This is a genomic window from Cellulomonas sp. NEAU-ZC6 (assembly GCF_056844425.1).
On sequence record NZ_JBXFYH010000001.1, the window covers coordinates 696,149 to 708,111 of the forward strand.

At 75.1% G+C, this 11,963-nt stretch carries 12 protein-coding genes; 11 read left to right on the forward strand and 1 reads right to left on the reverse strand.

Translation table 11 applies throughout. The annotated features are described in order from the left end of the window. Nucleotides 1-44 precede the first annotated feature (44 nt). The 11 genes from AC1050_RS03275 to AC1050_RS03325 all read left to right on the forward strand — a co-directional run bounded on the left by AC1050_RS03275 (nt 45) and on the right by AC1050_RS03325 (nt 11,343). Nucleotides 45-1,073, forward strand: a complete 1,029-nt coding sequence (locus AC1050_RS03275; protein ID WP_482385944.1) for a LacI family DNA-binding transcriptional regulator — start codon at nt 45-47, stop codon at nt 1,071-1,073. Between the two features lie 47 nt (nt 1,074-1,120). Beyond that, the gene (locus AC1050_RS03280; RefSeq protein ID WP_482385945.1) at nt 1,121-2,389 is read left to right on the forward strand and encodes a sugar ABC transporter substrate-binding protein; all 1,269 of its coding nucleotides are present in this window, start codon (nt 1,121-1,123) and stop codon (nt 2,387-2,389) included. A 4-nt stretch (nt 2,390-2,393) separates the two neighbouring features. Further along, nucleotides 2,394-3,593, forward strand: a complete 1,200-nt coding sequence (locus AC1050_RS03285) for a carbohydrate ABC transporter permease (RefSeq protein WP_482385946.1) — start codon at nt 2,394-2,396, stop codon at nt 3,591-3,593. Next, nucleotides 3,590-4,495 (forward strand): carbohydrate ABC transporter permease, encoded by a 906-nt coding sequence (locus AC1050_RS03290; protein WP_482385947.1) that lies wholly within the window; start codon nt 3,590-3,592, stop codon nt 4,493-4,495. The genes AC1050_RS03285 and AC1050_RS03290 overlap by 4 nt, the downstream gene beginning before the upstream one ends. Nucleotides 4,496-4,566: 71 nt before the next feature. After that, nucleotides 4,567-6,021, forward strand: a complete 1,455-nt coding sequence (locus AC1050_RS03295) for a GuaB1 family IMP dehydrogenase-related protein (protein WP_482385948.1) — start codon at nt 4,567-4,569, stop codon at nt 6,019-6,021. A gap of 20 nt (nt 6,022-6,041) precedes the next feature. Continuing rightward, nucleotides 6,042-6,746, forward strand: a complete 705-nt coding sequence (locus AC1050_RS03300) for a type 1 glutamine amidotransferase (RefSeq protein ID WP_482385949.1) — start codon at nt 6,042-6,044, stop codon at nt 6,744-6,746. Next, on the forward strand, nt 6,743-7,429 hold the full coding sequence (locus tag AC1050_RS03305; RefSeq protein WP_482385950.1) for an NUDIX hydrolase: 687 nt from the start codon (nt 6,743-6,745) through the stop codon (nt 7,427-7,429). The genes AC1050_RS03300 and AC1050_RS03305 overlap by 4 nt, the downstream gene beginning before the upstream one ends. A 135-nt stretch (nt 7,430-7,564) precedes the next feature. Next, nucleotides 7,565-9,100: an MATE family efflux transporter gene (locus AC1050_RS03310; RefSeq protein WP_482385951.1), complete on the forward strand. Its 1,536-nt coding sequence runs from the start codon at nt 7,565-7,567 to the stop codon at nt 9,098-9,100. Between the two features lie 9 nt (nt 9,101-9,109). Then, a complete protein-coding gene (locus AC1050_RS03315) occupies nt 9,110-9,907 on the forward strand; it encodes an EI24 domain-containing protein (protein WP_482385952.1) in 798 nt (265 codons plus the stop codon). Nucleotides 9,908-9,979: 72 nt separating this feature from the next. After that, nucleotides 9,980-10,888 carry an aminoglycoside phosphotransferase family protein gene (locus AC1050_RS03320; protein WP_482385953.1) on the forward strand — a complete coding sequence of 303 codons (909 nt, stop codon included), beginning with the start codon at nt 9,980-9,982 and terminating at the stop codon, nt 10,886-10,888. Between the two features lie 32 nt (nt 10,889-10,920). Continuing rightward, on the forward strand, nt 10,921-11,343 hold the full coding sequence (locus AC1050_RS03325) for a DUF1801 domain-containing protein (protein ID WP_482385954.1): 423 nt from the start codon (nt 10,921-10,923) through the stop codon (nt 11,341-11,343). A 4-nt stretch (nt 11,344-11,347) separates the two neighbouring features. Here the strand turns inward: AC1050_RS03325 and AC1050_RS03330 are convergent, their stop codons facing one another. Beyond that, entirely contained in the window at nt 11,348-11,914 is a 567-nt protein-coding gene (locus AC1050_RS03330) for a GNAT family N-acetyltransferase (protein WP_482385955.1), read from the reverse strand. Nucleotides 11,915-11,963 lie beyond the last annotated feature (49 nt).

Genomic DNA, 11,963 nt, shown 5'->3' on the forward strand with positions numbered 1-11,963 from the left:
CTTGGAACGATCATATGTCCGACGGAGCCGACGAGGGAGCACGCATGGACACCACCGCCAGGCCCACGCTCGAGAGCGTCGCCCAGCGCGCCGGCGTGTCGCGGCAGACCGTGTCGAACGTGCTCAACGCCCCGCACCTGGTGCGCGCCGAGACCACGGACCGGGTGCGCAGCGCGATCGAGGAGCTCGGCTACCGCCCGTCCGCGGCCGCCCGCCAGCTGCGCACCGGCCGCTCCCGCGTCCTCGGGCTGCGCCTGGAGCCCGTGCACGACGGGATCAACGGCGCGGTGCTCGACCGGTTCCTGCACGCGCTGACCGAGACGGCCCAGGCCCGCGGCTACCGCGTGATGCTGTTCACCGCCCCCGACGACGAGCGCGAGATCGCCCAGTACAGCGAGCTCCTGGACACCGCCGACCTGGACGCGTTCGTCCTCACCAGCACGCACCGCGACGACGCCCGTGCCGCCTGGCTCGCCGGGCGCGACGTGCCGTTCGTGACGTTCGGCCGGCCGTGGGGCTCCCCGGAGGAGGCCCGCGACGGGCACCCGTGGGTCGACGTCGACGGCGCGGCCGGTACGCGGGCGGCCGTCGAGCACCTGCGGCGGCTCGGCCACGAGCGGATCGCCTACCTCGGCTGGCCGGACGGGTCGGACGTCGGGGCGGACCGCGCCTCCGGCTGGGCGGCCGGGATGGTCGACGCCGGACACGACGGCGGGCTGCTCCGCCGCCTGCACGCCCGGGTGCCGGACGGGGTCGCCGCGGGCGCGCAGGCCACCGAGCGGGTGCTCGCCGACGCCGCGCCGACGGCCGTGGTGTGCGCCTCGGACTCGCTCGCGCTCGGCGCCCTCACCGTCGCCCGCACCCACGGCACGCACCTGGCGGTCGTCGGGTTCGACGACACCCCGGTCGCCGCCGCCGTCGGGCTCACCTCCGTCGCCCAGCCGCTGACCGAAGCCGCCCACCGCGCCCTGGACCTGCTGCTCGACCAGCTCGACGGCACCGGCGGCACCCGCAGCCGCCAGGTGCTGCTCGCGCCGCACCTGGTCGAGCGCACGTCCAGCCGGACTCCCTGACCAGCCCCCAGCCCGACCCCGCACCACCCTCGAAGGAGAGACCCCCGATGCACACCATCCCCACCCGAGGGCGGCGCCTGCTGGCGTCCACCGCCGTCGGCGCCGCCGGCCTCCTCGCCCTGACCGCCTGCGGCGGGTCCGGCTTCGACGACGAGGGCGGGGACTCCGCCACCTCGGACGGAGGCGGCTCGCTGAGCGTGCTGATCGGCTCGTCCGGCGACGCCGAGACCGACGCGGTCACGGCCGCCGTCGCGGCCTGGTCGGAGGAGTCCGGCGTGGACGCGACGGTCCAGGTGGCCTCCGACCTGAACCAGGAGCTCAGCCAGGGCTTCGCGTCCGGCGAGCCGGCCGACGTGTTCTACGTGAGCGCCGACCAGTTCCAGACGTACGCGTCCAACGGGTCGCTGCACCCGTACGGGTCCGAGCTGGCGAACGCCGGCGACTTCTACCCCAGCCTGGTCGAGCAGTTCACCTACGACGACGAGCTGGTGTGCGCGCCGAAGGACTTCTCGACGCTCGGCCTGGTCATCAACACCGCCGCGTGGGAGGCCGCCGGCCTGACGGACGCCGACGTGCCCACGACGTGGGAGCAGCTCGCCGACGTCGCCGGCCGGCTCACCACGGACACGCAGACCGGTCTCGGGTTCTCCGGCGAGTACGCCCGCGTGGGCGCGTTCCTCGCGCAGGCCGGCGGCTCGCTGGTGAGCGCCGACGGCACGGAGGCGACCGCGGACTCGGCCGAGAACGTCGAGGGGCTGACGTACGTGCAGCAGCTGCTGCAGTCCGGCAGCGCGGCGTACGCGGCCGACCTCGGCACCGGGTGGGGCGGCGAGGCCTTCGGCACCGGTGCCGCCGCGATGACCATCGAGGGCAACTGGATCACCGGCGCCATGGAGAACGACTACCCGGACGTCGGCTACCGGGTCGTCCCGCTGCCCGCCGGCCCGGCCGGCCAGGGCACGCTGCAGTTCACCAACTGCTGGGGCGTCGCCGCCGACTCGCCCAGCCGGTCCGACGCCGTCGACCTCGTGCAGCACCTGACCGACACCACCCAGCAGCTCGCGTTCGCCGAGGCGTTCGGCGTGATGCCGTCCGTGCAGTCGGCCGCCGACGGCTGGAAGGAGCTGTACCCGGAGATGACCGCGTTCATCGACTCGGCGGACTTCGCGCAGAACGTGGTCAACGCCCGCGGCGCCGCGGACGTCATCACCGACTTCAACGCCCAGCTCGAGGGCCTCGAGACCGGCGACCCGGCCGCGGTCCTCGGCTCCGTGCAGACCAACCTGCAGGCCGTGCTCGACGAGAACGCCTCCTGATCCGGTGACCAGTCAGGCCGCGCCGGTGGCGCCGCCCCGGCGCAGGTCGCGCGGCCCCGGGTCCGCCCGGGGCCGCGAGGCCCTGTCGGGGTGGCTGTTCCTCACCCCGATGCTCGTGATCCTCGGGCTGTTCCTGGTCGTGCCCGTGCTGATGGCGCTCTGGGTCAGCCTGTCGGACTGGAACGGGCGCGGCAGCCCGCTCGCGTCCGACGTCGGCTTCGTCGGGCTCGAGAACTACGACTCCCTGCTGCTCGGCGGCGGCCTGGCCACCCAGGACTTCGGCACGGCGCTGCGGAACAACACGTACTACGTCCTGCTGGTGGTCCCGCTGCAGACGGCGCTCGCGCTGTTCCTCGCCACCCTGGTGAACCGCAGGGCGCTGCGCGGCAAGGGGTTCTTCCGGACGGCCTTCTACTTCCCGTCCGTCACGTCGTCGGTCGCGATCACGGTGCTGTGGCTGTTCCTGTTCTCGGCCTCCGGCACGATCAACAGCATCCTGGCGCGGCTGTCGATCACCGGGCCGAACTGGTTCAACACCCCGGCCGGCGTCCTGCACCTCGTCCTGGAGAAGGTGGGCGTGGACCAGGCGCCGGCGTTCCTCGCGCAGCACGGGTTCCTCGGCATCCCGCTGTGGGAGTGGGCCGCCGGGCCGAGCGTCGCGATGACCGCGTTCATCCTGATGGCGATCTTCACCACCTCCGGCACGTTCATGCTGCTGTTCCTCGCGGCGCTGCAGGCCGTCTCGGCCGAGGTCGAGGAGGCCGCGGTGATGGACGGCGCCAACGGCCGGCAGCGGTTCTTCCGGGTCACCCTGCCGATGCTCCGGCCGACCGTCTTCACGGTCGTGACGCTGGGGCTGATCGGCACCTGGCAGGTGTTCGACCAGATCTACACCGGTACCCAGGGCGGTCCCGCCAAGACGACCCTGACCCCGGCGTACCTGTCGTACACCGCGGCGTTCCAGAACAACGAGTGGGGCCGCGGCGCCGCGATCGCGTTCGTGCTGTTCGCCATCATCGTGCTGATGACCGTGCTGCAGCGCCTCGTGCTGCGGGAGCGCGGCGTGCCGCGCCGCAAGCGGTTCCACCGGACGCCGCCCGCTGCCCCGGCGGCGCCGGCCGCGACCGCCACCACCACCGGCGGCCCGGGCGCCACCACCACCCGACCCGACGCCGACGGGCCCCACGACCGGAGCGACCGATGACCGCCGCGACCGCCACCCGCACCCCGGCCGGACCCGGCACCGGCCGCACCGCGCCCCGGCGCGCCGGCCGCAGCAACCGCCGGCTGGCCGCGACGTCGCTGACCTACGCGCTGCTCGCCGTCCTGGCGCTGATGTACGTGTTCCCGTTCCTGATCCAGGTCGCGACCTCGTTCAAGACCGACGCGGACGCGGCGCAGAACGCGGTGTCGCTGATCCCGCAGACCTGGACCACCGCCGCGTACGAGCGGCTGTTCCTGCGCTCGGACTTCCCGCTGTGGTTCCGGAACTCGGTCGTGGTCACCGTCGTGGTGACCGTGGGACGGGTGTTCATCAACTCGCTGGCGGGGTACGCGCTCGCCCGGCTGCGGTTCCGTGGCCGCGGGCTCGTGTTCGCCGGGCTGGTGGCGGTGATGGCCGTGCCCAACGTGGTGCTGCTCATCCCGAAGTTCCTGGTCATCAAGCAGGTCGGCATCTACAACTCGTTCGCGGGCCTGATCATCCCGCTGCTGGCGGACGCCGCCGGCATCTTCATCATGAAGAACTTCTTCGAGTCGATCCCGCCCTCGGTCGAGGAGGCCGCCCGGATGGACGGCGCGGGGACGTTCCGCGTGTTCTGGTCGGTCGTGCTGCCGATGGCGCGCCCGGCGCTGGTGACCATCGTCATCCTGTCGTTCCAGGGGTCGTGGAACGAGCTGTCGCACTTCATCGTGGCGTCGCAGGACCCCCAGCTGGTCACGCTGACCAAGGGCGTCGCCCAGCTGGCGTCCGGGCAGCTGTCGCAGGGCACCCAGTACCCGCTGAAGCTCGCGGCCGCCGCCATCATGACGATCCCGGTGGCGGTGCTGTTCTTCGTGTTCCAGCGCCGGATCATGAACCAGAGCGCCGGCGCTGTGAAGGAGTAGTGCAGGCCTGCCCGGGGCCCGGGGGCCGCCGCCGGCCCCGGGTAGCATCTGGTGGAAAGGGGAACACACCTATGCGCTTCCTGCCCGGGCACGAGCCCACCTCCGACCTCACCTACGGCGACGTCTTCCTCGTCCCGTCGCGTTCCGAGGTCGCGTCCCGCTTCGACGTGGACCTGTCCGCGCCCGACGGCACCGGCACGACCATCCCGGTGGTGGTGGCCAACATGACGGCCGTCGCCGGCCGCCGGATGGCCGAGACCGTCGCCCGCCGCGGCGGCATCGCGGTGCTGCCGCAGGACGTGCCGACCGAGGTCGTCGCCGACGTGGTCGCGTCCGTCAAGGCCAAGCACACGGTCGTGGAGAGCGCCGTCGTGGTGTCCCCGCAGGACACCGTGCACACCGCGCTGACCCTGATCGGCAAGCGGTCGCACGGCGCGGCCGTCGTGGTCGTGGACGACCGCCCCGTCGGCGTCGTCACCCCCGCCGACTGCGAGGGCGTCGACCGGTTCACCCAGATCGCCGACGTGATGTCGCCGGAGCCCACCACGGTGGAGCTGTCGGTGGTCGAGTCCGGCGGCGTGCGCGGGCTGGAGGCGGCGTTCGAGCGCCTGCACGCGTCGCGCCGCAAGTTCTCCCCCGTCGTCCGCGACGGGCGGCTGGTCGGCGTGCTGACCCAGGTCGGTGCCCTGCGGTCGTCGGTCTACACCCCGGCGGTCGACGCGCAGGGCCGGCTGCGGGTCGCCGCGGCGGTCGGCGTGAACGGCGACGTCAAGGGCAAGGCCGCGGCGCTGCTCGACGCCGGGGTGGACGTGCTCGTGGTCGACACGGCGCACGGGCACCAGCGCAAGATGCTGGATGCCCTGGAGGCCGTGCGCGCGCTGGACCCGCAGGTCCCGGTGGTCGCCGGCAACGTGGTCACCGCCGAGGGCACGCGCGACCTGATCGCCGCGGGCGCGGACATCGTCAAGGTCGGCGTCGGCCCGGGCGCGATGTGCACCACCCGCATGATGACCGCGGTCGGCCGCCCGCAGTTCTCCGCGGTGCTGGAGTGCGCCGCGGCCGCGCGCGAGCTCGGCAAGCACGTGTGGGCCGACGGCGGCGTGCGGCACCCGCGCGACGTCGCGCTCGCCCTGGCGGCCGGCGCGTCGCAGGTGATGGTCGGGTCCTGGTTCGCCGGCACGCACGAGTCGCCCGGCGACCTGCACGCCGACGGCGACGGGCGGCTCTACAAGGAGTCGTTCGGCATGGCGTCGGCGCGCGCGGTCGCCGCCCGCACCCGCGGCGGCTCCGCGTTCGACCGGGCCCGCAAGGCGCTCTACGAGGAGGGCATCTCGTCCTCGCGGATGTACCTGGACCCGCAGCGCCCCGGCGTCGAGGACCTGCTGGACCGGATCACCTCCGGCGTCCGCTCGTCCTGCACCTACGTCGGCGCCACCTCGCTGACCGAGTTCGCGGACCGCGCGACGGTCGGCGTGCAGTCCGCCGCCGGCTACGACGAGGGCCGGCCGCTGCCCGACGGCTGGTGACCAGCGGCTATCGTCGGCCCGTGACCTCGCAGCGCCCCGTCCTCGTCCTCACGCACGTCGCGCACGAGGGGCCCGGGCTGATCGCCCGCGCGCTGGACGGGCTGCCGCTCACTACCCGCACGGTCCTGGACGACGCCAGCCCCCGGCTGCCGGCCGTCCAGGACCTCGCGGGCCTGGTCGTGATGGGCGGACCGCAGGACGCGGACGACGACGCCGGGCACCCCGGGCTCGCGGCGGAGCGGCGGCTCCTGGCCGAGGCGGTCGACGCCGGGGTGCCCACGCTCGGCGTCTGCCTCGGCATGCAGCTGCTCGCGCTCGCGCTCGGCGCCACGCTGCACCGGCGGCACGGCACGGAGATCGGGTTCGCCCCGGTGGACGTCGTCGCGCACGACCCGCTGCTGGCGGGCGCCGGCCGGCGCCCGACGGTGCTGCACTGGCACTCCGACGCCGTGGACCTGCCGTCCGGGGCGACGCTGCTCGCATCGACCGACGTGACCCCCGTGCAGGCGTTCCGGGCCGGCAGCGCCGTCGGCACGCAGTTCCACCTCGAGGTCGACGCCGGCGTGCTCGACCTGTGGCTGGGCACCCCGCAGATGACGGCGGACCTGGAGCAGGCCGACGTCGACACGATCCGGCTCGGGTCGCGCCAGCACCTCGCGGCGCTGCGGCCGGGCGCCGACCTGGGGCTGGCCGCGTTCGCCCGGTCGGTGCGGGACCGCGCGTGAGCAGCACCCCGGCCGGCACGGCGCTGGCCGACCTGCTGGCGCTGTGCGACGCGCGGCCGGTGTGGTCGCCGGACCCGGTGCGGGCCTTCGGTCCCACGGACCGCCCGGTGCGGCAGTCGGCGGTGCTGGTGCTGTTCGGGGCGCTGGACGCCGCCGCGGCGCACACCGACCACCCCGCCGTCGCCGCCGACCTCGACGTGCTGCTGACCCGGCGCTCGCCCACCCTCCGGCACCACCCCGGGCAGGTGTCGTTCCCGGGCGGCGGCATCGACCCGCAGGACGCCGGTCCGGAGGGCGCGGCGCTGCGCGAGGCCCAGGAGGAGACCGGGCTGGACCCGGGCGGCGTGCGGGTGCTCGGCACGCTGCCCCCGCTGCCGGTCACCGCCAGCCGCAACCTGGTCACGCCCGTCCTGGCCTGGTGGGACCGGCCGTCCGCGGTCGCGGCGGCGGACCCGGCCGAGACGGTCGACGTGTTCCGGGTGCCCGTCGCCGACCTGGTCGACCCGGCGCACCGGGTGACCGCCGTGGTCGCGCACGCCGGGCACGAGTACCGCGGGCCGGCGTTCGACGCGGACGGCGTGCTCGTCTGGGGGTTCACGGCGTACGTGCTGGACCGGCTGCTCGACGCGCTGGGCTGGGCGGTGCCCTGGGACGCGTCCCGGACGGTGCCGGCGCCCGTCTGAGTGGTGCGGATCACCCGGGAAAACCCTGCAGGTCGGGCCGGGTCGTAACGATACGATCGGCAGGGCGCGATCGTCGGCGTCCCTCCCCGCTCGGCCCCCACCTCCCCCCGCACCCTGCCCCGGAGCATCCTCGTCATGGCCAAGGTCCTGACCGCCGGCAGTCCCTGGCGCGTCATCCTGCTGTTCGCCGTCCCCCTGCTGGTCGGCAACGTCGTCCAGCAGCTCTACCACTTCGCCGACGCCGTGGTCGTCGGCCGGCACCTCGGTGTCGACTCGCTCGCCGCGGTCGGCGCCACCGGCAGCCTGCTGTTCCTGCTGCTCGGGTTCGCCTGGGGCATGACGTCCGGCTTCGCCATCCCGACCGCGCAGGCGTACGGCGCGCGCGACCACGCCGCCGTGCGCCGCTCCGTGGCGGCCGGCACCGTGCTGACCGCTGCGTTCAGCGTGGTGCTCACCGCCGGGGCGCCGCTGCTGGCCGGGCCGGTGCTGGAGCTGCTGCGCACGCCGGACGTGCTGATGGCCGAGGCCACCACGTTCGCCCAGGTGAGCTTCCTCGGCGCGAGCGCGGTGATGTTCTTCAACTTCCTCGGCGCGATCATCCGGGCGATCGGCGACTCCCGGACGCCGCTGGTGTTCCTGACCATCGCCTGCGCGCTGAACGTGCTGCTCGTCGTCGTGATGGTCGGTCCCATGGGCCTGGGCGTCGCCGGCGCCGCCCTCGCGACGGTCGTCTCGCAGGCGCTGTCCGTGGTGCTGTGCCTGGAGTACGTCCGCCGCCGGATCCCGGTGCTGCACGTGCGGCGCGCGGACTGGCGCGTCTCGCGCGCCGACCTGACCGAGCACCTGCGCCTGGGTCTGCCCATGGGCTTCCAGGCCTCGATCATCGCGATCGGCACGCTCGCCGTGCAGGTGCGCCTGAACGAGCTCGGCCCCGACGCCGTGGCGGCCTACACCACCGCGTCCCGCGTCGACGGCCTGGCCGTGGCCCTGCTGCAGTCGCTCGGCCTCGCGGTGTCCATGTTCGTCGCGCAGAACCTCGGCGGCGGGCGGCCGGACCGCATCCGGCAGGGCGTCGTCCAGGCGACCTGGCTCGCCGTCGCCGGGTCCGTGGCCGTCGGCGCGGTCGTCGTGGTGTCGGGCTCGGCGCTGGTCCGGCTGTTCGTCGGGCACGGCACCAGCTCGGACACCGTCGTCGACCTCGCGACGCAGTTCCTGCACATCAACGGGGCGCTGTACACGGCGCTCGGCGTGCTGTTCGTGCTGCGCGGGGCGCTGCAGGGGCTGGGGCACACCGGCGTCCCGACGCTGACCGGGGTCGTCGAGCTGGTGATGCGCGTCGGTGCCGCGATCGCCCTCGGCGCGGCGTTCGGCTACGTCGGCGTCGTCTGGGGCAACCCGCTCGCGTGGCTCGGCGCGGTCGTCCTGCTGGTGCCCGCGTACCTGCGGGCGCACCGGCAGCTCGCGACGATGCCGATCGCCCCGCTGTCCCAGGTCGAGGCCACGCCCGAGCCCGTGCCGGTCGAGGGGCCGCACGACGGCTCGATGGTCGTGGACGCGGTCGTGCCGCAGCCCCGGCTGGAGCCCGGTGCCGACCAGCGCGGTGCCGACCGGTCCGGTGCCGACCGGTCCGCCGAGGCCGTCCGCACGCGCGAGTCCACGCCCGCGACCTAGGCTGCCGCCATGCAGGAGTTCCTCGACGGCGCACGGCTGCTCGGGCACGGCTGGGGCATGTGGCGCCGCCGGCCGGCCACGATGGCGCGCGGGCTGATCCCCGCCGCCCTGGTCGGCCTGCTGGTCGTGATCGCGATCGGCACGCTGGTGCTCAACCTCGGCCCGATCGGCGAGTGGCTCACGCCGTTCGCCGACGACTGGACGCCGTTCTGGGAGCGCACCGCCGCGTTCGCGGCGCAGGCGATGGTGCTGGTCGCCTCGGTGGTCCTGGTCGTCGTGACCTTCACCGCGCTGACGCTCACCGTCGGCGAGCCGTTCTACGAGCGGATCTGGCGCGCGGTCGAGCAGGAGTCCACCGGGACCGTGCCCGAGGGGTCGACCGGGTTCTGGCGCGGGGCCGTCGACGGCTTCGCGCTGGTGACCCGGGGCCTGCTCGCCGCGGCGGTCGCCGGTCTGGTCGGCCTGGTGCCGCTGGTCGGGTCCGTGCTCGGCTGGGTGGTCGGCGTGCTGCTGACCGGCTGGGTGCTGGCGCACGAGCTGTCGTCCCGGGCGCTCGTCGCGCGCGGGATCGGCAGGCGGGAGCGGAACGCGCTGCTGCGCGGGCACCGGGCGCGGGCGCTCGGGTTCGGGGTGGCGACGCAGCTCTGCTTCCTGGTGCCGGGCGGCGCCGTCGCGACGATGCCCGCCGCGGTGGCGGGCTCGACGCTGCTGGCGCAGTCGCTGCTGGTCCCGGGTGCCCGCCCCGTGGCGGTGCCGGACGGCGCGACCCCGGTGCCTCCCGCCCTCGGTGAGGGTCGTACCCGGTAGGACGCCGACGTCGCCGGGCACGGGTGTAGCGTCGGGCGCTTCCCGCCGCACCGTCCCCGGAGGTCGTCCGCCGTGCCCGCCAAGCCGCCCGCCGACGTCGAGCTGACCCCGGGCCTCGTGCACGGGTTGCTCGCGGCGCAGCACCCCGACCTGGCCGGGCTGCCGCTGCGGCTGGTCGCGCACGGCTGGGACAACGCGACGTTCCGGCTCGGCGACGACCTCGCCGTCCGGCTCCCCCGGCGCGCCGTCGCGGCGCGGCTGGTCGAGCACGAGCAGCAGTGGCTGCCGCTGCTGGCGCGCCTCTGCCCGGTGCCGGTCCCCGCGCCGGTCCGGACCGGGGTGCCGGCCCCCACCTACCCCTGGGCGTGGAGCGTGGTGCCGTGGTTCGCCGGCCGGCACGCGGCCGACGAGCCGCTCGCCGCGCGCACCCCGTGGGCGCCCGCCCTGGCCGAGGCGCTCGCCGCGTTGCACGTCCGCGCCCCCGCGGGCGCCCCGGTGAACCCCGTGCGCGGCGGCGCGCTGGCCGGGCGCAGCACCGCCCTGCGGGAGCGGCTCGCGGCCGGGCACCTGGACCACCTGGTCCCGGACGCCCGGGCGCGTGCCGAGGTGCTGTGGGAGGACGCGCTCGCCGCACCCGCCTGGCCCGGGCCGCCGGTGTGGGCGCACGGCGACCCGCACCCGGCCAACCTGGTCACCCGGGACGGCACGCTCGCTGCGCTGCTCGACTTCGGCGACGTGACCGCGGGCGACCCCGCGTGCGACCTGGCGACGGCGTGGCTGACGTTCGACGCCACCGGGCGCGCCGCGTTCCGGGCGCGCAGCGACGCGCTCGCCGACCGGACCTGGGCCGACACCGGCCGCTGGCGGCGGGCCGCGGGCTGGGCCCTGGTGATGGCGTCGGCGATGGTCGTGCACGGCGACGACGACCCCGTCATCGGCGGCATCGGCGCGCACGCCGTCCGGGAGCTGCTCGCGGCCTGAGCCGCGCGACCACGACCGGCATCATGGGCACCATGGCGGACGCACCGAAGACCCTGCCCACGGACGCCGACCCGCGTGCCTTCGTCGCGGCCGCCGCACCCGCGCGCCGGCGGCGCGACGCCGAGCGCGTGCTCGACCTGATGGCCGCCGTCACCGGCGAGCCACCCGTGATGTGGGGGCCGTCGATCGTCGGGTTCGGATCCGTCCGCTACACCTACGCGAGCGGCCGGTCCGGCGACTGGCCGCCGGTCGGCTTCTCCCCGCGCAAGGCGGCGCTGACCGTGTACCTCATGGACGGGGTCGAGGCGCACGCGGACGACCTCGCGCAGCTCGGGGAGCACACGGTCGGCCAGGGCTGCCTCTACCTCAAGGACCTGGACCGGGTGGACCTGCCCGTGCTCGAGCGGATCGTGCGGGACGCCTGGGACGCGCGGGGCCGGAACCCGCGCGACTGAGCGCTCAGCCGCGCAGCGTCGGCCGCGGGTCGGTCGCCAGCACGCCCATCAGCACCGAGTCGGTCCACTCCCCGTCCCAGAGCAGCGTGTCCCGCTGGCGCCCCTCGAGGACGAAGCCGGCCTTCTCGTAGGACCGCTGCGCCCGCGGGTTGAACGCGAACACGTCCAGGCCGACCCGGTGCAGCCCGACCGCGTCGAAGGCGTGGTCCAGCACGGCGGTCATCGCCTCCGTCCCGTACCCGCGGCCCGGCTCCCCCGGCGCCAGCGCGATCCGGACGTTCATCGCCCGGTCGTCGGCCTCCAGGTCGTTCAGCACGACCTCGCCGAGGTAGCGGCCGTCGTCGGCGTGCGTGATCGCCCAGTCGCCGCGCTCGTCGTCGAGGACCACCCGCTCCAGGTGGGCGAGCACCTGCTCGCGGGTGAAGGCCGCCCGGGTGCCCGTGAGCCGCATGTGCTCGGCGTCCTGCAGCGCCTCCCAGGTGGGGTCGAGGTGCTCGGGGCCGAGCGGGACCAGCCGCAGGCGCGGCGTGACGAGGGTCGGGACGGGGGCGAGGGCGGCGAGGTCGATCACGGCGGTGACGGTAGCGCCCGGCACGCGGCCGGCGCACCGCCAATACGGC

What these genes read in the sequence shown, in the direction of transcription:
- AC1050_RS03325 (WP_482385954.1), top strand. Translation starts at nt 10,921, where the DNA reads ATGGCGGACGCACCGAAGACCCTGCCCACGGACGCCGACCCGCGTGCC.
- AC1050_RS03280 (WP_482385945.1), top strand. Translation starts at nt 1,121, where the DNA reads ATGCACACCATCCCCACCCGAGGGCGGCGCCTGCTGGCGTCCACCGCC.
- AC1050_RS03275 (WP_482385944.1), top strand. Translation starts at nt 45, where the DNA reads ATGGACACCACCGCCAGGCCCACGCTCGAGAGCGTCGCCCAGCGCGCC.
- AC1050_RS03290 (WP_482385947.1), top strand. Translation starts at nt 3,590, where the DNA reads ATGACCGCCGCGACCGCCACCCGCACCCCGGCCGGACCCGGCACCGGC.
- AC1050_RS03295 (WP_482385948.1), top strand. Translation starts at nt 4,567, where the DNA reads ATGCGCTTCCTGCCCGGGCACGAGCCCACCTCCGACCTCACCTACGGC.
- AC1050_RS03310 (WP_482385951.1), top strand. Translation starts at nt 7,565, where the DNA reads ATGGCCAAGGTCCTGACCGCCGGCAGTCCCTGGCGCGTCATCCTGCTG.
- AC1050_RS03315 (WP_482385952.1), top strand. Translation starts at nt 9,110, where the DNA reads ATGCAGGAGTTCCTCGACGGCGCACGGCTGCTCGGGCACGGCTGGGGC.